The sequence below is a fragment of the Caballeronia glebae genome, from assembly GCF_001545035.1.
GTDB lineage: Bacteria > Pseudomonadota > Gammaproteobacteria > Burkholderiales > Burkholderiaceae > Caballeronia > Caballeronia glebae.
The window spans coordinates 26156-48652 of record NZ_FCOJ02000002.1; the positions used below are offsets into that span (position 1 = coordinate 26156).

Consider the following 22497-nt stretch of genomic DNA (forward strand, 5'->3'; position numbering starts at 1 on the left):
GGAAAAAGCGCGATGAGCAAGACCCACTTCGGATACGAAACGGTCGACGAGCAGGACAAGGCGAAGAAAGTGGCGGGCGTGTTTCACTCCGTCGCGAGCAACTACGACTTGATGAACGACCTGATGTCCGGCGGACTGCATCGGATCTGGAAGCACTTCACGATCGGGCAGGCAAAGGTGCGGCCAGGCTACAAGGTGCTGGACATCGCGGGCGGCACGGGCGACCTGGCGATGGCCTTTGCCAGGCAGGCAGGCGAGACGGGCGAAGTCTGGCACACGGACATCAACGAGTCGATGCTGCGCGTCGGCCGCGACCGGTTGATCGACAAGGGCGTGCTCACGCCCGCGCTGCTCTGTGACGCCGAGAAGATTCCGTTCCCGGACAATTATTTCAATGTGGTTACGGTTGCATTCGGCCTACGTAATATGACGCACAAGGACCTGGCGCTGGCCGAAATGACGCGCGTGCTGAAACCGGGCGGCAAGTTGCTCGTGCTGGAGTTCTCGAAAGTGTGGGAACCGCTGAAGAAGCCGTACGATGTCTACAGTTTCAAGATTTTGCCGTGGATTGGCGAAAAAGTGGCGAAAGATGCGGAGAGCTATCGGTACTTGGCCGAATCCATCCGCATGCACCCGGACCAGGAAACTTTGAAAACAATGATGGAACAAGCGGGCCTGGATCGAGTCGAATATTACAATTTGTCAGGTGGCGTGGTAGCGTTACACGTCGGGACAAAATTTTGATGTTCCACTCTCAAAAGGATTCGATATGTTCGATTCGCGCAAACCCCACTCCCGGGGTTTCCTGAACCTCTTCTTCAGGAAGGCCGGAATCTTGGCGCTGGCTGGCGTTATTGCGGCTGGCGCAATCTTCGCTGAATCGGCTGAAGCCCGGCGCATGGGCGGCGGCCGCAGCATGGGCCGTCAGTCGGCCACGGCGACGCAGCAGCATCAAACGACGCCGCCGTCGCAATCCATGCAGCAGGGACAGGCAGGTCAGGCCGCGCAAGCCCAGCGCGCGCAGCCCGCACCGGCTACACCGGCCGCGGCGCAACCCGCGCGCAACCGCTGGCTGGGACCGATCGCCGGTCTGGCGGCCGGTCTGGGTATCGCGGCGCTGCTGTCGCACTTCGGGCTCGGCGAAGCGTTCGCCGGCGCGATGGCCAACATGATCATGATCGCCTTGATCGTGCTCGCGGCCGTCATGCTGTTCCGCTTTATCATGCGCAAGCGCCAGGGCAACAGCAATACGCCGGCCTACGCGGGCGCCGGGTCGGCTTCGGGTTCGCCTTACGGTGCCACCGCGCGCCAAAGCCTGAACCAGGACCCGCCGCAAGTGCCGCAGCAGCCGACCGGCTTCGGCGCGAACTACATCGATTCTCCGGCGCCGCAAGCGGCCGTGAATCCGAATGTGCCGGCGGGCTTCGATACCGAAGCATTCGTGCGTAACGCGAAGGTCTACTTCGTGCGTCTGCAGGACGCGTGGGATCGTGGCAACGTCAACGACATCCGCGAGTTCACGACGCCCGAAATGTTCGCCGAAGTGAAACTCGACGTCGACGCGCGCGGCAGCGCGCCGAACCGTACGGACGTGGTGCAGCTCAACGCCGATTTGCTCGGCGTCGAGGATCGCCCGGCCGAGTATCTCGCGAGCGTGCGCTTCCACGGCCTGATCCGCGAGTCGGAAGGTGCGGCGGCGGAGCCGTTCGTCGAGGTCTGGAACCTGTCGAAGCAGAAGTCGGGCGAGGAAGGATGGCTGCTGGCAGGGATTCAGCAGGTCAGTTGAGCCCGAACGTGCCCTTGGCCGAATGGCCAAGGCGCTGGCAACCGTCAGTGTGATCAGCGGTTGCGAAGGTAGAATAGAAACCCGCGCGAGAAGTGTCCCGCGCGGGTTTTTTCATCTCAGACCCGATGACGAACGCAGACGAATCCGCCCGTCCCGCAGCAAATCCCGCCTTGAAGACCGCATCCAGTGGGTTCGCGGCCGCCGTGAATCATCTGCTCGCGCGCGAGCCGTGGGCGATCGAGCGCCTGAAACCATACGCAGGCAAGCGCGTGAAGCTGTCGTGCGCGCCGGTTTCGATAGCGCTCGTCGTGCAACCCGACGGTCTTTTCGCGGCGACCACCGAGGCGCAAGCCGGCGCATTCGACGTGACCATCGCCGTGCCGCTCGACGCGCTGCCCGCGTTCCTGCAAGGCGGCCAGGCGGCGGTGATGAAACACGTTCGCATCGAGGGCGACGCCGAATTGGCGACGACCCTTGCCAAGCTCGCGGAACATCTGCGCTGGGATCCGGAAGAGGACCTCGCGCGCGTGATCGGCGACGCGCCCGCGCACCGCGCAGGCCTTATCGCGCGCGCGGTGCAGGAGCAAGCACTGCGCACCGGACGAAATCTGCTGGACACATTCACTGAATATTTCCTCGACGAGCGCCCGCAACTCGTGCGCAAGAGCGCGCTCGACGTGTTCAACGCCGAGCTTTCGAAGGCGCGCGATGCTCTCGCGCGCGTCGAGAAGCGCATCGAGAGAATCGAGCGCCAATCCGAGCAGTCCCGGCCGGCGAGCGGCGCCTCAGCGCGATCCGGCGGCGAGTCTGTGCGCGACTCGCACGAATAACGAGCTGAAGCGAATTCGAACCATGCGTTTTCTGCGTTTTCTCAAGATTTTTTTCACGATCGTCCGCTTCGGGCTCGATGAGCTGGTGATGAGCGGCATCGACGATCGTCGCGTGCGCTATCTCATGCGCATCACGACATTCGGCCGCAGGTTCGACATCGAGCGCGGGATCCGCCTGCGGCTCGCGCTGGAAAGCCTCGGGCCTATTTTCGTGAAGTTCGGGCAAGTGCTGTCGACGCGGCGCGATCTGCTGCCCGTCGATGTCGCCGACGAACTGGCGAAGCTTCAGGACCAGGTCCCGCCGTTCGATTCGGCAGTGGCCGTGTCGATCATCGAGAAATCGCTCGGCGCGCCCATCGACGAATTGTTTGACGATTTCGAGCGCGTGCCGGTCGCAAGCGCCTCGATCGCGCAGGTGCATTTCGCGAAGATCAAGAATGGCGATCACGCGGGCAAGTCCGTCGCGGTGAAGGTGTTGCGCCCGGGCATGCTGCCCGTGATCGACTCCGACCTCGCGCTGCTGCGCGACATCGCGACGTGGGCCGAACGGCTGTGGGCGGACGGCCGGCGTCTGAAACCGCGCGAAGTGGTCGCGGAATTCGACAAATATCTGCACGACGAACTCGATCTGATGCGCGAGGCCGCGAACGGCAGCCAGTTGCGGCGCAATTTTCAGGGGCTCGATCTGCTGCTCGTGCCGGAGATGTACTGGGACTTGTCCGCGCCGACGGTGCTCGTAATGGAGCGCATGGTGGGCGTGCCGATCAGCCAGGTCGCTACCCTGCGCGCGGCGGGCGTCGACATTCCGAAGCTCGCGCGCGAAGGCGTCGAAATTTTCTTCACGCAAGTGTTTCGCGACGGCTTCTTCCACGCCGACATGCACCCCGGCAACATTCAGGTGAGCCTCGATCCGGCGACCTTCGGGCGCTATATCGCGCTGGATTTCGGCATCGTCGGCGCGCTGTCGGACTTCGACAAGAACTATCTCGCGCAGAACTTCCTCGCGTTCTTCAAGCGCGACTATCACCGCGTCGCAACGCTGCACCTCGAATCCGGCTGGGTGCCGCCTAGCACGCGCGTCGAGGAACTGGAAAGCTCGATTCGCGCGGTGTGCGAGCCGTATTTCGACCGCGCGCTGAAAGACATCTCGCTCGGGCAGGTGCTGATGCGCCTTTTCTCGACGTCGCGCCGCTTCAACGTCGAGATCCAGCCGCAACTCGTGCTGCTGCAAAAGACCATGCTCAATGTCGAAGGGCTCGGGCGCTCGCTCGACCCGGAACTCGATCTGTGGAAAACGGCCAAGCCGTATCTCGAACGCTGGATGAACGAGCAGATTGGCTGGCGTGGCTGGTACGAGCGCCTGCAGATGGAAGCGCCGCAGTGGAGCAAGACGATTCCGCAACTGCCGCGGCTGATTCACCATATTCTGGCGGAACACCACGACTCGCCGAAAAGCGGCAGCGACGACCTGATGCGAATGCTCCTCGCCGAGCAGAAGCGCACGAACCGCCTGCTCGCGACCGTGATTGTCGGCGGAATCGTCGCGATGGCGGGCGCGGGCTTCGTGATCGCGCAGTTCTGGCTCCATCACTGAAGGCGCACGACATGAGCGATCCGACGAACTCAGACGTTCCCGATTTCGAGAACCGCGATCCGAATTCGCCGGGTTTCTGGGACGAGCGTTTCGGCCAGCATTTCACGCCGTGGGATCAGGCGGGCGTACCGGAGATGTTCGAGACCTTCGTCGCGTCGCGCACTGTGCAAAACGTGCTGATTCCCGGGTGCGGCAGCGCGTACGAAGCGCTTTATCTTGCCGAACGCGGCTGGCCGGTGCGCGCGATCGACTTCTCCGCCGGCGCCGTCGAAGCTGCGCGCGCGCAACTCGGTGCTCATGCGGGCGTCGTCGAAGAAGCGGATTTCTTCGCGTACACGCCGCCGTTTTCCGCTGACTGGGTCTATGAGCGCGCTTTTCTCTGCGCGCTGCCGAAAAACCGCTGGCAAGACTACGCCGACCGGATGGCGGCGTTGCTTACGCCCGGCGCGCTGCTGGCGGGCTTTTTTTTCTTCGGATCGACGCCGAAAGGACCGCCCTTCGGAATCGAACGCAGCGAACTGGATGCGCTGTTGGCGCCGCACTTCGAACTGATCGAAGAGCGCGAGGTGAGCAATTCGATTCCTGTCTTCGCCGGCCGCGAGCGCTGGCTGACCTGGCGGCGAATCTGAGCCGGCCGGCTTGAAATCCGCCGCCGACGCCCCGAAATATTGCGTGATCGATCTTGTATCCGCGAACCCGAAAATCGCGGGTCATTATTGGTTTGCGGCTATAATTCAAGGCTTTGCAAGCGTCGACAGATCATTGTAGGAAGAGTCCCATGCCGATTTACGCGTACCGTTGCGCCGACTGCGGCCACGAAAAAGACGTGCTTCAGAAACTGAGCGATGCGCCGCTCACGCAGTGTCCCGCCTGCGGGAAGAGCGCTTTCTCGAAGCAAGTGACCGCCGCCGGATTCCAGCTGAAGGGCTCGGGCTGGTATGTCACCGATTTCCGTGGCGGGAATAGCAAGAGCGGCAAGAGCGCCAACAGCGACGATAGCGGCAGCACCGCCGCGTCGAACGCGTCGGACGTATCGGCGGCGAAATCGGACGATGCCAGTTCCGCCAGCTCGAATTCGAGCGAGAGCGCGAAGCCGGCCAGCACGTCTTCGTCGGATGCCGCCAAGCCCGCCGCGGGCGGGTCCGCATCATCGTCATCGAGCGCCGCCTGAGCGCAAGACGGCCGGCGCGTGCGGCCACATGCCTCGCCCATGACCTCGTAGACCGCGCTCAGCCGGGCGCGGCCCGCCTGCCAAGCCGAATCTCCCAAGCAGTCGAGAGCCGGCGCAGCCTTCTCCCCGTGTAAATGACGACGAAAAAGACTACGCTGAAAACCGTGTTCCTCACCGGCCTGCTCGTGCTGGTGCCGCTCGCCATCACCCTGTGGGTGCTTGGGCTCGTCATCGGAACGATGGACCAGACGCTGCTCCTGTTGCCGCAATCGTGGCAGCCCGAGCGGGTCGTCGGCTTCCATCTGCCGGGCGTGGGCGCGGTGCTCACGCTCGCGTTCATCTTCATCGTCGGGCTGTTGACGCAGAACTTCGTCGGCCAGAAGCTCGTGAAATGGTGGGACGCCATCCTGCGTCACATTCCGGTGGTCGGTCCGCTGTACACGAGCGTGAAACAAGTGTCGGACACGTTGCTCTCGTCGAGCGGCAACGCGTTTCGCAAAGCGCTCCTGATCGAGTATCCGCGTAAAGGCTCGTACACCATCGGTTTTCTGACGGGCATTCCGGGCGGCGACGTGCTGAATCACCTCGACGGGGAGCACGTGAGCGTCTACGTGCCGACTACGCCGAACCCGACGTCCGGCTTCTTCCTGATGATGCCGAAAAGCGAAGTCGTCGAATTGGACATGACCGTCGACGCCGCACTGAAGTACATCGTCTCGATGGGCGTGGTGGCCCCTTCGCCGAGCGCGTCGGCGCCGGTCGCGCCAGCACGCCGCCCCACCGAGCCGCCGATGTAATGCCGGCGCGCGCGCAGCGAGAGTCAGCCGCGAGAGAGCTTGACCCGGGCGCGCGAGCCGTTGATCAACGAACAACGAAAGACACAACATCATGTCGATGCGATCTGAATACTGCGGTCTGGTGACCGAAGCCCGACTGGGCGAAACCGTCTCGCTGTGCGGCTGGGTGCATCGCCGCCGCGATCATGGCGGCGTTATCTTCATCGACTTGCGCGATCGCGAAGGCCTCGTTCAGGTCGTCTGCGACCCGGACCGCGCCGAGATGTTCAAGGTGGCCGAAGGCGTGCGCAACGAGTTCTGCGTGCAGGTCAAAGGCGTCGTGCGCAACCGTCCCGAAGGCACGGTCAACGCGAACCTCACAAGCGGCAAGATCGAAGTGCTGTGCCACGAACTCGTGGTGCTGAACGCCTCGGTGACGCCTCCGTTCCAGCTCGACGACGACAACCTGTCCGAAACCACGCGCCTCACGCATCGCGTGCTCGACCTGCGCCGTCCGCAAATGCAGAAGAATCTGCGCCTGCGCTATCGCGTCGCGATGGAAGTGCGCAAGTATCTCGACGCGCAAGGCTTCATCGACATCGAAACGCCGATGCTGACCAAGAGCACGCCGGAAGGCGCGCGCGATTACCTCGTGCCGTCGCGCGTGAACGCGGGCCAGTTCTTCGCGCTGCCGCAGTCGCCGCAACTGTTCAAGCAGCTGCTGATGGTCGCGAACTTCGACCGTTACTACCAGATCACCAAGTGTTTCCGTGACGAAGACCTGCGCGCCGACCGTCAGCCGGAATTCACGCAGATCGACTGCGAAACCTCGTTCCTCACCGAACAGGAAATCCGCGATCTGTTCGAAGCGATGATCCGTCACGTCTTCAAGGAGACGATGGACGTCGCGCTGCCAGAGAAATTCCCGGTCATGCTGTACTCGGAAGCGATGCGTCGCTTCGGCTCGGACAAGCCCGACCTGCGCGTGAAGCTCGAATTCGCCGACCTCACCGATGCCGTGAAGGACGTCGACTTCAAGGTGTTCAGCATGCCGGCGAACTCGAAAGACGGCCGTGTCGCGGCGCTGCGCGTGCCGAAGGGCGGCGAGCTGTCGCGCGGCGACATCGACGGTTACACGGAATTCGTGCGCATCTACGGCGCGAAGGGTCTCGCGTGGATCAAGATCAACGACAAGACCAAAGGTCGCGACGGCCTGCAAAGCCCGATCGTGAAGAACCTGCACGACGCGGCGATCGCGGCGATCCTGGAGCGCACGGCGGCGCAAGACGGCGACATCATCTTCTTCGCGGCGGATCGCGCGAAGGTCGTGAACGACAGTCTCGGCGCGCTGCGTCTGAAGATCGGTCATTCGGAATTCGGCAAGTCGACCGGTCTGCTCGAAACCGGCTGGAAGCCGCTGTGGGTTATCGACTTCCCGATGTTCGAGTTCGACGAGGAAGAGAACCGCTACGTGGCCGCGCATCATCCGTTCACGAGCCCGAAGGACGAGCACCTCGAATATCTGGAAACGGACCCGGGCCGCTGCCTCGCGAAGGCGTATGACATGGTGCTGAACGGCTGGGAAATCGGCGGCGGCTCGGTGCGTATCTTCCAGGAAGACGTGCAGAGCAAGGTGTTCCGCGCGCTCAAGATCAGCGCCGAAGAAGCTCGTCTGAAGTTCGGCTTCCTGCTCGATGCGCTGCAGTACGGCGCGCCGCCGCACGGTGGTATCGCGTTCGGTCTGGACCGCGTCGTCACGCTGATGTCCGGCGCCGATTCGATTCGCGACACCATCGCGTTCCCGAAGACGCAGCGCGCGCAGGATCTGCTTACGCAGGCGCCGAGCGAAGTGGACGAGCGCCAGTTGCGCGAGTTGCACATTCGTCTGCGTCAGCCGGAACAGAAGCCGCACTAAGCAGCTTTCGTGGTCGATGTGATGAAAAAGGCGCCGAGTGCGCCTTTTTCATTTTTTGCGTTACAGTCTTTGGGCATAAACAGATAAAGAAACGCCCGTTCAAAGCTCATGCAGAAGCCGCCCAAAATTCCCGAATCCGTGCTTGTCGTCATTCATACGCCCGAACTCGACGTGCTCATCATCGAACGGGCGGATCACAAAGGGTTCTGGCAATCGGTGACGGGCTCGAAGGATCACATCGACGAGCCGCTCTCCGAGACCGCCGCGCGCGAGGTGCGCGAAGAGACTGGCATCGTGATCGGCAGCGCGCTCGTGCCCGGGAACGCGCTGCTCGACTGGCATCACAGCATTCAGTACGAGATCTACCCGCAATGGCGGCACCGCTATGCCGAAGGCATCACGCGCAACACGGAGCATCAGTTCAGCCTGCTCGTGCCGCATTACCTCGAAGTGACGCTCGCGCCGCGCGAGCACACCGCGAATCTGTGGCTGCCGTTTCGCGAGGCCGCCGACCGCTGCTTCTCGTGGTCGAACCGGGAAGCGATCCTGCAATTGCCCGAACGCCTCGCGGCGCATAGCCGATGATCGGACTGCGGCCGCAGCGCAGTTTCAAACGGCTGCGCCAGGCGCTGTCCTCGGGCCGCCGGCCGCCGCGCTTCTGCTTCACGACCGACAATCGCGTGCGGCTCTTCAAGGGCGGCGTGCAGTTCTTCCCGGCATTGATCGAGCGTATCGACAAGGCGCGTAAATCGGTGTCGCTCGAAACGTATATCTTCGCCAACGACGACATCGGCCGCGCCGTCTCCGATGCGCTCGTGCGCGCGGCCGAACGCGGCGTCGCGGTGCGCGTGATCACAGATGGCATCGGCACGGAAAGCAATCTGCCGATGTTCAAGCTCTGGCAGGAACGCGGCGTCGAGCATCGCATCTATAACCCGCATCTGCTGTTCGGGCCGCAAGGCTGGTCGCGCACGCATCGCAAGCTCGCGCTGATCGACGAGACCTTTGCGTTTTGTGGCGGCATCAATATCGTCGACGACTACGAGCAAAATGGCGCGCGCCTCGAACGGCCGCGCTGGGATTATGCGATGGAGGCGCAAGGCCCCGTCGTCAAGGACGTGCGTGAAGCGTTCGACCTGCAATGGCAACGCATCCGGCTCGGTGTGAAGCCGCGTCAGCCGTCGCAGCCGGGCTGTGAAGCGCAAGACCGCGAACGCGCGCCCAGCCGATGGAACGCGCGACGCGCGATGCTGGCGCGGCGGCGCGCGCGTCTCGGCGAGATTCACGCGGTCGAGCGCCCGTGCGTTGCATTCGTCGCGCGCGATAACCTGCTCAATCGCCGCGCGATCGAAAAGGCGTATCTACGGGCAATCGCCCACGCCGAGAGCGAAGTGTTGCTCGCCAATCCTTATTTCATGCCGGGGCGCAAGTTGAGGCGCGCGCTCGTCAACGCGGCCGAGCGCGGCGTGCGCGTGTCGCTCCTGATAGGTCGTAAGGAATTCGTAGCATTGGACTACGCCACGCCGTTCCTCTACGGCAACCTGCTGAAGCACGGCGTGAGAATCGCCGAATACGAGAAGACGATGCTTCACGGCAAGGTTGCGGTGGTGGATGCGGACTGGGCCACCATCGGCTCATCCAATCTCGATGCGCTCTCGCTCGTGCTCAACAACGAGGCCAATATGGTGCTCGTCAATCATCCCGAAATCGCCGGACTGCACGACGCCATTCTTCAGGCGTTTGACGAAGGCCGCCCGATCGATGAAAAACACTATGCGTCGCGGCCTATAACGGAGCGAATGCTTAATTGGCTGGCTTATAACACGTACCGAGTGATGATGAAGGTGATCACCATCGGGCAATACGATTAACCTGCCATTTAGCAGCGATTGCGCAAGAATACAGGTCGGCAACCATCGCCGGACAAGGCTCCCCACGATCCGGTAACTCGGGCAGTCACTTACAGGCAGTCCGTACATAAAACGCGACAATGGGCCCGGACATTGTTGAGATTTATCCTATATACATGTCTTGGCGTTTTAGAAACGCGTATCTAAAAATTTGCTTGTATCACTAGCGTTCGGCCACAATAATAGAACGGCCGTTCGATTTTACGGGTCACATAAGAACGGTAGGGACATCATGCGAAAAGGCGAACAGACGCGGGCCGCGATTCTCGACGCAGCGCTGGAGTTGGCAAGTCGAGACGGGCTGGAAGGGCTGACGATCGGCCTGCTGGCCGAGCGGATGCAAATGAGCAAGAGCGGTGTGTTTGCGCATTTCGGTTCACGCGAGGACTTGCAGGTCGAGGTGGTGCGCGAGTACCACAGGCGCTTCGAAGATGAGGTGTTCTTTCCGAGCTTGCGCGAAGGGCGCGGTCTGCCGCGATTGCGAGCAATGATGAATCGCTGGATGGAGAAACGCATCCAGGAAGTGACCACGGGTTGTATCTATATCAGCGGGGCGGTGGAGTACGACGACCGCGCCGCGAGCGCCGTGCGCGAGCAGCTCGTGCATAGCGTGAGCATGTGGCGCGAGGCGTTGTTGCGCGCGATCCGCCAGTCGAAGGACGAAGGGCATCTGAAGGCGGAGACCGATCCGCATCTGATGCTTTTCGAGTTGTACAGCTTTACGCTCGGCCTGCATCACGACGCGCGCTTTCTGCATCTGCCGGAAGCCGTGCAACTGACGCGGGACGCGCTGGAAAAGACGATTCAGTCGTATCAGACGTCGAATGCGGGCGCGAATGGAAATGCCTCGCAACCGACTCCGGCCGCGACCACGAATCTGACATCGCAACAAACCGACAGCCGTTAGCGGCGCCGTTCGAATCGAAAAAAAGGGTTCGGCGGCGCGCAACCAGAAGCTTGAAGAAACTGGAGAGACTCATGGGACAGTACGCCGCCCCCCTTCGCGACATGCAATTCGTGCTGCACGAAGTGCTGAACGTCGAAGCCGAATTGAAGAGCATGCCGAAGCATGCCGATCTCGACGCCGACACCATCAATCAAGTGCTCGAAGAAGCGGGCAAATTCTGCTCCGAAGTCGTGTTTCCGCTCAATCAGAGCGGCGACCGCGAAGGCTGCACTTACGAGGGCGATGGCGTCGTGAAGACGCCCGCCGGCTTCAAAGAGGCTTACCGCCAGTACATCGATGCGGGATGGCCGGCGCTCGGATGCGATCCCGAGTACGGCGGACAGGGCTTGCCAGCGTTCGTGAACAACGCGCTTTACGAAATGCTCAACTCGGCGAATCAGGCCTGGACGATGTATCCGGGCTTGTCGCACGGCGCGTACGAATGCCTGCACGCGCACGGCACGCCGGAACAGAAGTCGACGTATCTCTCGAAACTCGTCTCGGGCGAGTGGACCGGCACGATGTGCCTCACGGAGCCGCATTGCGGAACGGACCTCGGCATTCTGCGCACGAAGGCCGAGCCGAATCCCGACGGCTCCTACGCGCTCACCGGAATGAAGATCTTCATTTCGAGCGGCGAGCACGACATGGCCGAGAACATCGTTCATCTGGTGCTCGCGCGTTTGCCGGGCGCGCCGATGGGCACGAAGGGCATCTCGCTCTTCATCGTGCCGAAGTTCGTGCCCGATGCGAACGGCGCGATCGGCGCGCGCAACGACGTCAAGTGCGGCTCGATCGAGCACAAGATGGGCATCCACGGCAATGCGACCTGCGTGATCAATCTAGACGGCGCGAAGGGCTGGCTCGTCGGCGAGGCGAACAAGGGCTTGAACGCCATGTTCGTGATGATGAACGCGGCGCGTCTGGGCGTCGGCATGCAGGGTCTCGGGCTGACTGAAGTCGCGTATCAGAATTCGCTCGTGTACGCGAAGGAGCGGCTGCAGATGCGCTCGCTCACCGGACCGAAGGCGCCGGAGAAGGCCGCCGATCCGATCATCGTGCATCCGGATGTGCGCCGCATGCTGCTCACGCAGAAGGCGTATGCCGAAGCCGGCCGCGCGTTCACGTACTGGGCGGCTTTGAATATCGACAAGGAGCTGTCGCACGCGGATGAGGCCGTGCGCGCCGAAGCCGCCGACTTCGTCGCGCTGCTGACGCCGGTCATCAAGGCCTTCCTGACGGACAACGCGTTCGAAGGCGCCAACATGGGGATGCAGATCTATGGCGGGCACGGCTTCATCTCCGAATGGGGCATGGAGCAGTACGTTCGCGATGCGCGCATCAACATGATCTACGAGGGCACGAATTCCATTCAGGCGCTCGATCTGCTTGGCCGCAAGATTCTCGGCGACATGGGCGCGAAGCTTAAGCGCTTCGGCAAGCTGGTTTCCGACTTCGTCGAGCAGGAAGGCGTGAAGCCGGAGATGCAGGAGTTCATCAATCCGCTCGCGGATATCGGCGAGAAGGTGCAGAAGCTCACGATGGAGATCGGCATGAAGGCCATGCAGAATCCCGATGAAGTGGGCGCGGCGGCGGTGCCGTATCTGCGTACCGTGGGGCATCTCGTGTTCTCGTACTTTTGGGCGCGTATGGCGCGTGTCGCTCTGGATCGTGCCGATTCTGGCGATGCGTTCTATAAGGCCAAGCTGGCCACCGCGCGGTTTTATTTCGCCAAGCTGCTGCCCGAGACCGCTTCGACGATTCGTGCCGCTCGTGCCGGAGCCAAGCCTATGATGGATTACGACGAAGCGTTGTTCTGATCTTGGGTTGGGCCTTTCGCCGGATTCCGTTTTCGTGTCGGTCTATTGGCGCTGCCCCTGTGCGGGGCGGCAGTCACTTTCTTTGCAGCAGCAAAGAAAGTAACCAAAGAAAGCAGCTCGTCACGCCCGCGGTCATACGCACGTTGGCCACTTTTCTCGTTCAAGGCGGCACTCGCCTAAGTGTCGCCCTCATAGGAATTACCGGGCTTGGCTCGCGCACGGTCTGACAAGCTAGTCGTTTTAGCGCGCCGGTTCAGCACCAAACAGCTTCGGCACAGCGCTACGCGCTGCCGCCGGGTATGCAAGGGAAACCGGCCTTCGGCAATTGCTTCTAGCCAAAGAATGTGACTGCCGTTCCGCACAGCGCAAACAGATCGACACGGACACCGGATTTCATGAACGAAAGCCCAAGTAATCGAATTAGCGCACTAACAAAACGCACCAATTGAACCCCGGAGGCTTAACCGTGAGCACCCTCAACATTCGCAAAGTCGCCGTGCTCGGCGCGGGCGTGATGGGCGCGCAAATCGCCGCGCATCTGATCAACGCGCGCGTGCCCGTCCTGCTCTTCGATCTTCCCGCGAAGGAAGGCCCGAAGAACGGTATCGCGCTCAAGGCCATCGAGAACCTGAAGAAGCTGTCGCCCGCGCCGTTCGGCGTGAAGGACGACGCGCAATTCATCGAGCCAGCGAATTACGACGACGACATCGAGAAGCTGAAGGAATGCGATCTCGTGATCGAAGCCATCGCCGAGCGCATGGACTGGAAGCACGATCTCTACAAGAAGGTATCGCCGCACATCGCGCCGCATGCGATCTTCGCGAGCAACACGTCGGGCCTGTCGATCACGGAATTGTCGAACGGCTTCTCCGATGAACTGAAGGCGCGTTTCTGCGGCGTGCACTTCTTTAATCCGCCGCGCTACATGCATCTGGTCGAGCTGATCCCGACCGAATCCACGAAGCCCGAAATCCTCGATCAACTCGAAACGTTCCTGACGAGCGTGATCGGCAAGGGCGTCGTGCGCGCGAAAGATACGCCGAACTTCATCGCGAACCGCGTCGGCGTGTTCTCGATTCTCGCGGTGATCGCGGAAGCCGAAAAGTTCGGCCTGCGCTTCGACGAGGTCGACGATCTCACCGGTTCGCGCCTCGGCCGTGCAAAGTCGGCGACGTTCCGCACGGCGGATGTCGTCGGTCTCGACACGATGGCGCACGTCATCAAAACGATGCAGGACAACCTGCCCGACGATCCGTTCTTCGCCGTCTACAAGACGCCGCCGGTGCTCGAAGCCTTGGTCAAGAACGGCGCGCTCGGCCAGAAGACGGGCGCCGGTTTCTACCGCAAGGAAGGCCGCGCGATCAAGGTTCTCGATCCGAAGACGGCTTCTTATGTCGATGGCGGCGCAAAAGCCGACGAGCTCATCGGCCGCATTCTGAAGCGTGCGCCGGCCGAGCGTTTCAAGCTGCTGCGCGAAACGGACAACAAGCAGGCGCAGTTCCTCTGGGCGATCTTCCGCGACGTGTTCCATTACATCGCGGTGCATCTGGAATCGATCGCGGACAACGCGCGCGATGTCGATCTCGCGATTCGCTGGGGCTTCGGCTGGAATCAGGGACCGTTCGAAAGCTGGCAGGCGGCGGGCTGGCAGCAGATCGCGAAGTGGGTTCAGGAAGATATCGATGCGGGCCGTGCGCTCTCGAACGCGCCGCTGCCCGCGTGGGTGCTCGACGGCCCGGTCGCCGAGAAGAACGGCGTGCACACGAACGAAGGCTCGTGGTCGCCTTCCGCTCACCGTTTCGAACCGCGCTCGAAGCTGCCCGTCTACAACAAGCAGGTTTTCCGCGCGCCGCTCGAAGGCGTCACCGGCGCCGATCCGAAGACCTTCGGCAAGACGCTCTTCGAAACCGAGAACGTGCGCGCGTGGCTCGATGACGATCAAGGCGACGTCGTGATCGTCTCGTTCAAGTCGAAGATGAACACCATCGGCCCGGGCGTGATCGACGGCCTCACGCAAGCCATCGAACTCGCGGAGAAGGCATATCGCGGCGTCGTGATCTGGCAGCCGACTTCGCTGCAACTCGGCGCGCCGGGCGGCCCGTTCTCGGCGGGCGCCAATCTCGAAGAAGCAATGCCCGCCTTCATGATGGGCGGCGCGAAGGGCATCGAGCCGTTCGTGAAGAAGTTTCAGCAAGGCATGATGCGCGTGAAGTACGCGAGCGTACCCGTGGTGTCGGCGGTATCGGGCATCGCGCTCGGCGGCGGCTGCGAGTTGCTGCTGCATTCGGCGAAACGCGTCGTGCATGTCGAGAGCTATATCGGTCTCGTGGAAGTGGGCGTCGGTCTCGTGCCGGCGGGCGGCGGCCTGAAGGAAGCGGCGTTGCGCGCGGCGGAAGCGGCGAGCGCCGTCAACGCAACCAGCGATCTGCTCAAGTTCCTGCAGAAGTCCTTCGAAAACGCGGCGATGGCGAAAGTCTCGTCCTCCGCATTCGATGCCCGCGCGATGGGCTATCTGAAGCCGACCGACACGATCGTCTTCAACGTGCACGAGTTGCTCGACATCGCGAAGAACGAAGCGCGCGCGTTGAGCGCATCGGGTTATCGTCCGCCGCTGCGCGTGAAGCAGGTGCCGGTCGCGGGCCGCTCGGCTATCGCGACGATCAAGGCGTCGCTCGTCAACATGCGCGACGGGCGCTTCATCAGCGATCACGATTTTCTGATTGCGAGCCGTATCGCGGAAGCAGTCTGCGGCGGCGATATCGAGGCAGGCAGTCTCGTCGACGAGGAATGGCTGCTGGCGCTGGAGCGGCGCGCGTTCGTCGAACTGCTCGGCACGCAGAAGACGCAAGAGCGAATCATGGGCATGTTGCAGACCGGCAAGCCGGTTCGCAACTAAGGCGCGCGACATATTGGAGCTGCAAAACATGAGCAAACAAGTTCAAGACGCATACATCGTCGCCGCGAGCCGCACGCCGATCGGCAAGGCGCCTCGCGGCGTGTTCAGGAACACGCGCCCGGACGAGCTGCTCGTCCACGCGATCAAATCGGCCGTCGCCCAGGTGCCGGGACTCGACACGAGCGTGATCGAAGACGCGATCGTCGGTTGCGCGATTCCAGAAGCCGAGCAAGGGCTGAACGTCGCGCGCATGGGCGCGCTGCTCGCGGGCTTGCCGAATACCGTCGGCGGCGTGACGGTGAACCGCTTCTGCGCGTCCGGGCTGACGGCGCTCGCGATGGCGGCGGACCGCATCCGCGTCGGTGAAGCCGATGCAATGATCGCGGGCGGCTGCGAGTCGATGAGCATGGTGCCGATGATGGGCAACAAGCCGTCGCTGTCGCCGCATATCTTCGATCGCAACGAAGACGTCGGCATCGCGTATGGCATGGGGCTGACGGCCGAGCGGGTCGCGGAACGATGGAAGGTGAGCCGCGAGGCGCAGGACGCGTTCGCGGTGGAGTCGCATCGCCGTGCGCTCGCGGCGCAACAGGCGGGCGAATTCGCCGATGAGATCGCCGCCTACACGCTCAACGAACGCTTTCCCGATCTCGCATCGGGCGAAGTGCGCGTGAATGCGCGCGAGATCGCGCTCGACGAAGGTCCGCGCGCGGAGACGTCTATTGAAGGCCTCGCAAAGTTGCGTCCCGTTTTCGCGAACAAAGGCTCGGTGACGGCGGGCAACAGCTCGCAGACATCGGACGGCGCGGGCGCGTTGATCGTCGTGTCGGAAAAGATTCTCAAGCAGTTCAACCTCACGCCGCTCGCGCGCTTCGTGAGCTTCGCCGTGCGCGGCGTGCCGCCCGAGATCATGGGCATCGGGCCGAAAGAAGCGATTCCGGCCGCGTTGAAAGCGGCGGGGCTCAAGCAGGACGACCTCGACTGGATCGAGCTGAACGAAGCGTTCGCGGCGCAGGCGCTCGCGGTGATCGGCGATCTCGGTCTCGATGTATCGAAGATCAATCCGCTCGGCGGCGCGATCGCGCTCGGCCATCCGCTCGGCGCGACGGGCGCGATCCGCGCATCGACGGTCGTGCACGGCTTGCGCCGGCGCGGGCTGAAGTACGGCATGGTGACGATGTGCGTCGGCACCGGCATGGGCGCGGCGGGCATCATCGAGCGGCTTTGATCCCGGATGGTCCGCGCGCGTCGTCGCTCGCGGACCGCCACGAAGGAGACAGCGGATGGACATTCAGATCGAACGCGCGGACGGCGTGCTGAGCATCGTGCTCAATCGTCCGGAGAAGAAGAACGCGATCACCGCGGCGATGTATCAGGAAATGGCCGACGGCCTCTACGAAGCCGAGATGGACCCGACCGTGCGCGCGGTGCTGATCCGCGCGAACGGCACGACGTTTTCCGCCGGCAACGATCTTGACGACTTCCTGAACGCTCCGCCGACGGGAATCGACGCGCCCGTGTTTCAGTTCCTGCGGCGCATCAGCGGTTTTCCGAAGCCGATCGTCGCGGCGGTGACGGGCGCGGCGGTCGGCATCGGCACGACGATGCTTTTGCATTGCGACATCGTCTACGCGAGTCCGGCCGCGAAGTTTTCGCTGCCGTTCTCGCAGCTCGGCTTGTGTCCAGAAGCGGCGTCGAGTCTTTTGCTGCCGCGCACGGCGGGCTATCAGCGCGCGGCGGAAAAGCTCTTGCTCGGCGAAGCGTTCGATGTGAACGAAGCGATCGGCATGGGTTTCGTCAACGGCGCGATCGATGCCGCCGAACTCGACGGCTACGCGTTCGAGAAAGCGAAACGGCTGGCGTTGCTGCCGGCGTCGTCGCTGCGCGTGACCAAGTCGCTCATGAAGGGCGGGCAGGCGCATGAAGTGAGCGCGCGCATGGAAGACGAAGCCGCGCACTTCGCGCGGTTGCTCGTCGGGCCCGAAGCGCGCGAAGCGTTCCAGGCGTTCTTCGAGAAGCGCAAGCCGGACTTCAGCAAGTTCGCTTAGCGCGCATCATTGGACGTCGTATTCGACGAAGCTGTTCTCGCGCGCGAAGCTGACGAGCCGCAAGCCCGCCTGCTTCGCGATCGAGATGGCGAGCGACGTCGGTGCGGAGATCGTCGCGATCATCGGCACGCCCACGCGCGCCGATTTGCGCACGAGTTCATAGCTTGCGCGGCTCGACAGGAACACGAAACCTTGCGTCGCGTCTTCGCGACGCAGGATCAACTGGCCGATGAGCTTGTCGAGCGCGTTGTGTCGCCCGACATCTTCGAAGGCGTAGCGCACGGCGCCGGTTTCGTCGCACCACGCGGCGGCGTGCAGGCCGCCCGTCAGCTTGGTCAATTTTTGATGCGCGGGCAATTCGCGCGCGGCGCGTTCGATTGCATCGGGCGCGAGGCGCGCGAGAAAGCCCGAGTCCGGCACCTGTTCGGGTTCAAGATCGAGCAGTTCGATGCTTTCGATGCCGCACACGCCGCATCCGGTGCGCCCGGCGAGCGCGCGCCGCTTGCCCTTCAGCGACATGAACGCCTCCTGCACGACCTGCAAATGCACTTCGGCATGCGGCAACGCGACGCCGTCGTCGCGAAAATAAACCTCGATGTCGTGGATGTCGCTGCCGCGCGCGACGATGCCTTCCGTCAGCGAAAAGCCCACGGCGAAGGCTTCGAGATCGCGCGGCGTACACATCATGACCGCGTGCGAGATGCCGTTGTACACGAGTGCGACGGGCCATTCCTGTCCGACGTTGTCAGCGGCGATCGTGCTTTCGTTCTTGCGATGCCTGCGCACCTGGCGTTCGACGAAGCCAGGTTGATCATCGGTTTCTAGTTGATTCACTTCAATGCTCCTGACCGCTCACTTCGAGTAAAGTCGGGTATATGACTTGCTGCCAATCGTTACTGTTCGCACGCAACGCGACGCGAACAGCGGCTAGATTGCAATGGTTCCAGCCAGATCCAAGGCCCTACAATAACTTAAGCGGGCGATGCGCGTCGCGCACGCCTCTTTAATCCAACGAGGCTTCGCCATGGGACTTTACGACGCCGCGCGTCTCTTCGGATTCGAAGTCGAATCCTCTGACAATCTGCGCTTCATCCCGCTTGCCGTGCGCTTCAATCTCGACCGCTTCGGCATGCGTATCTCGCTCGACGAGTGGCAGCAGCTTCCTTACGAGGATCGCGCGTTGCTGGCGCGCTTTCCGATCGAGGAAGAGGCCGAGCTCGAAAAGAACTTCGACCTCGCGCTCGAAGAGATGATGAAGACGCACGCCAACGCCGCGCCCGAGAAAATCGAACGCGATCCCGATCCGGTCTGGATGCACGCCGACGCCGTGCCCGAAACCGTGATCCGTCAGAGCAGCCTTTCCGGGGTCAGCGCGCCGAGTCTCGATCGCTGGGGCAAGCTCGACCGCTTTCAGCGTTACGCACTCGCGAAGCTCTCGCGCAACACGGACAAGGTCAATCACGACTTCCTGCCCGCGATGAAAGAGTTCGGACTCGCTGAGTGAGCGGGCGGCTCGCAAACGTTAAGCGGGCGCTTTAGTCAGTTTATTTGCGGGCCAACCCTAAATGTAGGGCGAGCGGTGCCGTTAATGGGCGTTATCCATTAATCGGGCGTGGAGCCGTTTGCCACGCCGCGCATTGTTCTCGATGTGCGTCCGGCGCGCATCAAAGGGATAAGCCCGCTCTTCATGACTCGGTTCCTCTCCAGAGGTTTGCTCGTCAATATTGCCGTGGTACTGGCCGCGCTCGGCGCGAACGCGTTCGTCGCGTGCGAACAGATCGGCGGTCTGCGCGAAAGCGACGCGCGCACGCTGCGCTCAATGAGCCTCTTGCGCGATCTCGCGGCTTATCGCAGCACGCTCGGCGAATCGCTCACTCAACTGAGCCGCTTCGAAGCGACCGGCGTCGCGGAAACCGAAGCGCTGCATCAGGCGCGCTTGGCGCATCTCGACGCGCTCGAAAGCGGGCTGCGCGCGCAGATCGCGATGGAGCCCGGCATGACAGGCGCATTCGACGCGCTCGCCGCCAGCGCCGCGGTCATGCGCCATGACGACGATCTCGCGTTCGCGCACGCGAAAAACGCCAGCGCCGACGAATCCCGCGCATGGGCCGACGCCGCGTTCGTCACGCTCGGCGAAGACCAGCAAGGCGTCGACGACGAGCTTGCGGCCGTGCGCTCGCGCATCGACGACGCGACGATCGACGCGCTCGATCATTCGGCGCAGGCATCGGGCGGCGCGATGCTGCTGCTCGTCTTCACGATGCTCGCCGGCAGCGCCGTGCTGATCTATCTCTTCGCGAGCCACGAGCGGCAATCGCGCGAGAAGCTCGGCGCGGTGCGCGAGCGACAGCGCAGCAACGAGCGCTTTCGCGGCATGTTCGAGGCGCATCCCGTGCCGATGTGGATCGTCGATCGCGAGACGATGCGCTTCGTCGCCGTGAATCAGGCCGCGATCGAGCACTTCGGCTTTAACGAGCTGGAGTTCATGAACATGACGCTGCGCGATCTGCATCACGCGGACGACTTCGACAGCTTCGCCGCACGGCTCGCGCGCAGCGGCGGCGAGACGGGCGAACGTGCGACGGCGCGGCAGGGCTCGGCGGGCGTGTGGCGCTATCGCTGCAAAGACGGCGCGATCGTCGGCGCGGACGTGTCGCATCATTCGCTCACGTATTCGAACCGGCCGGGCATCTTCATGCTGGCGAACGACGTGACCGACCGCATCAACGCCGAGGCCGAGGCGCGCAGATCCAACGAGATGCTCGAAGCGGTCATCGACAACATTCCGCAGCGCGTGTTCTGGAAGGACCGCGAGTTGCGCTATCTCGGCTGCAACAACGCGTTCGCGCGCGATGCGGGTCTCGCGTACAACGAGCAGGTTATCGGCAAGACGGATTTCGAGCTGCCGTGGAGCGCGCTCGCGGACCTCGTGCGCGCGGACGACGAAGAGGTCATCGTCACGACCGTGCCGAAGATGCATCACGAGCGCGACATCGTGATGGGCGACCAGTTGCGCACCGTCGTCACGAGCAAGCTGCCGCTGCTCGACGGCGAAGGGCAGACCATCGGCGTGCTCGGTTCGTATCACGACGTCACCGATCACAAGCGCGCCGAACTCGCGCTGCGTCTGCAAAGCCGCGCGCTCGACGCGAGCGTGAACGCGATTCTCATCACGGGCGTGGTCGATGGCGCGAACGTGATCGAGTACGCGAATCCGGCGTTCAAGCGCATCACGGGTTACGACCCGAGCGAGGTGATCGGCCAGGATTGCCGCTTCCTGCACGGGCCGGACGGCGAGCAGGAAGGGCTCACGTCGATTCGCCGCGCGCTCTCCGCGAACATGGAGGCGAGCGTCGTGGTGCGCAACTATCGCAAGGACGGCGCGCTCTTCTGGAATCAGCTTTTCGTCGCGCCGGTGCCGAACGCGCAGGGCATGACGACGCATCACATCGGCATCATCAACGACGTGACCGACCTGATGCGCTATCAGGAAGAACTGGAATATCAGGCGAATTACGACACGCTCACGCGTCTGCCGAATCGCAACTTGCTGAAGGACCGCCTGCAACATGCGATCGAGACCGCGCGGCGGCGCGAGACGAGAATCGCCGTCGTGTTCATGGATCTCGACGGCTTCAAGAACGTCAACGACAGCCTCGGCCACAGCGTCGGCGACCGCCTGCTCGCGGTGATCGCGGAGCGGCTCGCGCGCTCGGCGCGTTCCAGCGATACGGTCGCGCGTCACGGCGGCGACGAGTTCGTCGTCGTGCTGCCCGATCTCACGGACGAAGCCGGGCTCATCGCGTGGATGGAGCGCACGCGCGCAGCGATTTCCGAACCGGTGTGGCTCGACGATACGGAGTTGTACGTCGGTTGCAGCATGGGCGCGAGCCTCTATCCGCAGGACGGCGACGACGCTGAAACCGTGATGAAGAAGGCCGATCTCGCGATGTATCGCGCGAAGGACATGGGCCGCAATACGTACCAGTTCTATCAGCCGGAGATGAACGCGAGCGTCGGCGCGCGCATGAATCTCGAAAGGCGCTTGCGGCGCGCGCTGCGCGACGGCGAATTCCTGCTGCACTATCAGCCGCAGGTCGATATGTCGACGCGCCAGATCGTCGGCATCGAAGCGCTCGTGCGCTGGAGCGATCCGGAGCAAGGGCTCGTGTCGCCGTCGTCGTTCATTCCGGTGGCGGAAGAGAGCGGGCTGATCGGGCCGCTGTCGGAATGGGTGTTGCGCGAAGCGTGCCGCCAGAACAAGGCATGGCAGGATGCCGGATTGCCGCCGGCGCGCGTGTCGGTGAATTTGTCGGCGCGGCATTTCCAGCAGCGCGACATCGCCCGGCTCGTCACTTCCGTGCTTGAAGAGACGGGGCTCGAACCTCGCTATCTCGAACTCGAACTCACGGAAAGCGCGATCATGCGCAACGCCGAGGAAGCCATCACGATGCTCTCGGAGCTATCGGCGCTCGGCATCGGCATTGCGATCGACGACTTCGGCACGGGCTATTCGAGCCTGTCGTATCTCAAGCGCTTTCCGGTGCATCGGCTGAAGATCGATCGCTCGTTCGTCGCGGATATCGGTTCGTCGGGCGACGATGAAACCATCACGTCGGCGATCATCGCGCTCGCGCATTCGCTGGAGTTGCAGGTGATCGCGGAGGGCGTCGAAACGCACGCGCAGCACGACTTTCTGCGCGAGCGCGATTGCGACGAAATGCAGGGCTATCTGTTCTCGCGCCCGATGCCGCACGACGCGATTCCGGGACTGCTGCAGCAGGGCGTGCTGCCCCACTGATCGC

18 protein-coding genes are annotated in these 22497 nt (G+C 62.8%); 17 read left to right on the forward strand and 1 reads right to left on the reverse strand.

The features are described 5' to 3' along the window. Positions 1-12: 12 nt before the first annotated feature. The 15 genes from ubiE to AWB82_RS01815 all read left to right on the forward strand — a co-directional run bounded on the left by ubiE (position 13) and on the right by AWB82_RS01815 (position 17692). Positions 13-744: a bifunctional demethylmenaquinone methyltransferase/2-methoxy-6-polyprenyl-1,4-benzoquinol methylase UbiE gene (gene ubiE / locus AWB82_RS01745; protein WP_086965248.1), complete on the forward strand. Its 732-nt coding sequence runs from the start codon at positions 13-15 to the stop codon at positions 742-744. 25 nt (positions 745-769) lie between these two features. Next, complete coding sequence (locus AWB82_RS01750; protein ID WP_086965250.1) at positions 770-1786, forward strand: Tim44 domain-containing protein; 1017 nt, start codon at positions 770-772, stop codon at positions 1784-1786. 170 nt (positions 1787-1956) lie between these two features. Continuing rightward, positions 1957-2616, forward strand: a complete 660-nt coding sequence (locus AWB82_RS01755; RefSeq protein WP_086965589.1) for a ubiquinone biosynthesis accessory factor UbiJ — start codon at positions 1957-1959, stop codon at positions 2614-2616. 22 nt (positions 2617-2638) lie between these two features. After that, positions 2639-4210: a ubiquinone biosynthesis regulatory protein kinase UbiB gene (gene ubiB / locus AWB82_RS01760; protein WP_086965251.1), complete on the forward strand. Its 1572-nt coding sequence runs from the start codon at positions 2639-2641 to the stop codon at positions 4208-4210. An 11-nt stretch (positions 4211-4221) separates the two neighbouring features. Then, positions 4222-4839 carry a methyltransferase gene (locus AWB82_RS01765; protein WP_086965253.1) on the forward strand — a complete coding sequence of 206 codons (618 nt, stop codon included), beginning with the start codon at positions 4222-4224 and terminating at the stop codon, positions 4837-4839. A gap of 149 nt (positions 4840-4988) precedes the next feature. After that, positions 4989-5381, forward strand: coding sequence for an FmdB family zinc ribbon protein (locus tag AWB82_RS01770; RefSeq protein WP_086965255.1), 393 nt, complete (start codon positions 4989-4991; stop codon positions 5379-5381). Between the two features lie 134 nt (positions 5382-5515). Beyond that, on the forward strand, positions 5516-6178 hold the full coding sequence (locus tag AWB82_RS01775; protein ID WP_086965257.1) for a DUF502 domain-containing protein: 663 nt from the start codon (positions 5516-5518) through the stop codon (positions 6176-6178). A gap of 91 nt (positions 6179-6269) precedes the next feature. Beyond that, positions 6270-8072 carry an aspartate--tRNA ligase gene (gene aspS / locus AWB82_RS01780; protein ID WP_086965258.1) on the forward strand — a complete coding sequence of 601 codons (1803 nt, stop codon included), beginning with the start codon at positions 6270-6272 and terminating at the stop codon, positions 8070-8072. 108 nt (positions 8073-8180) lie between these two features. Further along, positions 8181-8657, forward strand: a complete 477-nt coding sequence (gene nudB / locus AWB82_RS01785; RefSeq protein WP_086965260.1) for a dihydroneopterin triphosphate diphosphatase — start codon at positions 8181-8183, stop codon at positions 8655-8657. Further along, complete coding sequence (locus AWB82_RS01790; protein ID WP_086965262.1) at positions 8654-9943, forward strand: phospholipase D-like domain-containing protein; 1290 nt, start codon at positions 8654-8656, stop codon at positions 9941-9943. Before nudB ends, AWB82_RS01790 begins: the two co-directional genes overlap by 4 nt. Before the next feature lie 271 nt (positions 9944-10214). Next, positions 10215-10889, forward strand: a complete 675-nt coding sequence (locus AWB82_RS01795; RefSeq protein WP_086965264.1) for a TetR/AcrR family transcriptional regulator — start codon at positions 10215-10217, stop codon at positions 10887-10889. 71 nt (positions 10890-10960) lie between these two features. Further along, positions 10961-12748 (forward strand): acyl-CoA dehydrogenase C-terminal domain-containing protein, encoded by a 1788-nt coding sequence (locus AWB82_RS01800; RefSeq protein ID WP_086965266.1) that lies wholly within the window; start codon positions 10961-10963, stop codon positions 12746-12748. A 466-nt stretch (positions 12749-13214) separates the two neighbouring features. Then, on the forward strand, positions 13215-15644 hold the full coding sequence (locus AWB82_RS01805; protein ID WP_086965268.1) for a 3-hydroxyacyl-CoA dehydrogenase/enoyl-CoA hydratase family protein: 2430 nt from the start codon (positions 13215-13217) through the stop codon (positions 15642-15644). Positions 15645-15672: 28 nt separating this feature from the next. Next, positions 15673-16872, forward strand: a complete 1200-nt coding sequence (locus AWB82_RS01810; protein WP_086965270.1) for an acetyl-CoA C-acyltransferase — start codon at positions 15673-15675, stop codon at positions 16870-16872. A 55-nt stretch (positions 16873-16927) separates the two neighbouring features. Next, positions 16928-17692 carry an enoyl-CoA hydratase gene (locus tag AWB82_RS01815; protein ID WP_086965272.1) on the forward strand — a complete coding sequence of 255 codons (765 nt, stop codon included), beginning with the start codon at positions 16928-16930 and terminating at the stop codon, positions 17690-17692. Positions 17693-17698: 6 nt separating this feature from the next. Here the strand turns inward: AWB82_RS01815 and fdhD are convergent, their stop codons facing one another. Continuing rightward, positions 17699-18526, reverse strand: coding sequence for a formate dehydrogenase accessory sulfurtransferase FdhD (gene fdhD / locus AWB82_RS01820; RefSeq protein WP_086965274.1), 828 nt, complete (start codon positions 18524-18526; stop codon positions 17699-17701). Positions 18527-18716: 190 nt separating this feature from the next. Here fdhD and AWB82_RS01825 point away from each other — a divergent pair, with 190 nt between their 5' ends. Both AWB82_RS01825 and AWB82_RS01830 read left to right on the forward strand, forming a co-directional pair. Then, the gene (locus AWB82_RS01825) at positions 18717-19196 is read left to right on the forward strand and encodes a nitrate reductase associated protein (RefSeq protein ID WP_086965276.1); all 480 of its coding nucleotides are present in this window, start codon (positions 18717-18719) and stop codon (positions 19194-19196) included. Positions 19197-19379: 183 nt separating this feature from the next. Beyond that, positions 19380-22493 carry a sensor domain-containing protein gene (locus AWB82_RS01830; RefSeq protein WP_086965591.1) on the forward strand — a complete coding sequence of 1038 codons (3114 nt, stop codon included), beginning with the start codon at positions 19380-19382 and terminating at the stop codon, positions 22491-22493. Positions 22494-22497 lie beyond the last annotated feature (4 nt).

What these genes read in the sequence shown, in the direction of transcription:
- ubiE (WP_086965248.1), top strand. Translation starts at nt 13, where the DNA reads ATGAGCAAGACCCACTTCGGATACGAAACGGTCGACGAGCAGGACAAG.
- AWB82_RS01750 (WP_086965250.1), top strand. Translation starts at nt 770, where the DNA reads ATGTTCGATTCGCGCAAACCCCACTCCCGGGGTTTCCTGAACCTCTTC.
- ubiB (WP_086965251.1), top strand. Translation starts at nt 2,639, where the DNA reads ATGCGTTTTCTGCGTTTTCTCAAGATTTTTTTCACGATCGTCCGCTTC.
- AWB82_RS01765 (WP_086965253.1), top strand. Translation starts at nt 4,222, where the DNA reads ATGAGCGATCCGACGAACTCAGACGTTCCCGATTTCGAGAACCGCGAT.
- AWB82_RS01770 (WP_086965255.1), top strand. Translation starts at nt 4,989, where the DNA reads ATGCCGATTTACGCGTACCGTTGCGCCGACTGCGGCCACGAAAAAGAC.
- AWB82_RS01775 (WP_086965257.1), top strand. Translation starts at nt 5,516, where the DNA reads ATGACGACGAAAAAGACTACGCTGAAAACCGTGTTCCTCACCGGCCTG.
- aspS (WP_086965258.1), top strand. Translation starts at nt 6,270, where the DNA reads ATGTCGATGCGATCTGAATACTGCGGTCTGGTGACCGAAGCCCGACTG.
- nudB (WP_086965260.1), top strand. Translation starts at nt 8,181, where the DNA reads ATGCAGAAGCCGCCCAAAATTCCCGAATCCGTGCTTGTCGTCATTCAT.
- AWB82_RS01790 (WP_086965262.1), top strand. Translation starts at nt 8,654, where the DNA reads ATGATCGGACTGCGGCCGCAGCGCAGTTTCAAACGGCTGCGCCAGGCG.
- AWB82_RS01795 (WP_086965264.1), top strand. Translation starts at nt 10,215, where the DNA reads ATGCGAAAAGGCGAACAGACGCGGGCCGCGATTCTCGACGCAGCGCTG.
- AWB82_RS01800 (WP_086965266.1), top strand. Translation starts at nt 10,961, where the DNA reads ATGGGACAGTACGCCGCCCCCCTTCGCGACATGCAATTCGTGCTGCAC.
- AWB82_RS01810 (WP_086965270.1), top strand. Translation starts at nt 15,673, where the DNA reads ATGAGCAAACAAGTTCAAGACGCATACATCGTCGCCGCGAGCCGCACG.
- AWB82_RS01815 (WP_086965272.1), top strand. Translation starts at nt 16,928, where the DNA reads ATGGACATTCAGATCGAACGCGCGGACGGCGTGCTGAGCATCGTGCTC.
- AWB82_RS01825 (WP_086965276.1), top strand. Translation starts at nt 18,717, where the DNA reads ATGGGACTTTACGACGCCGCGCGTCTCTTCGGATTCGAAGTCGAATCC.
- AWB82_RS01830 (WP_086965591.1), top strand. Translation starts at nt 19,380, where the DNA reads ATGACTCGGTTCCTCTCCAGAGGTTTGCTCGTCAATATTGCCGTGGTA.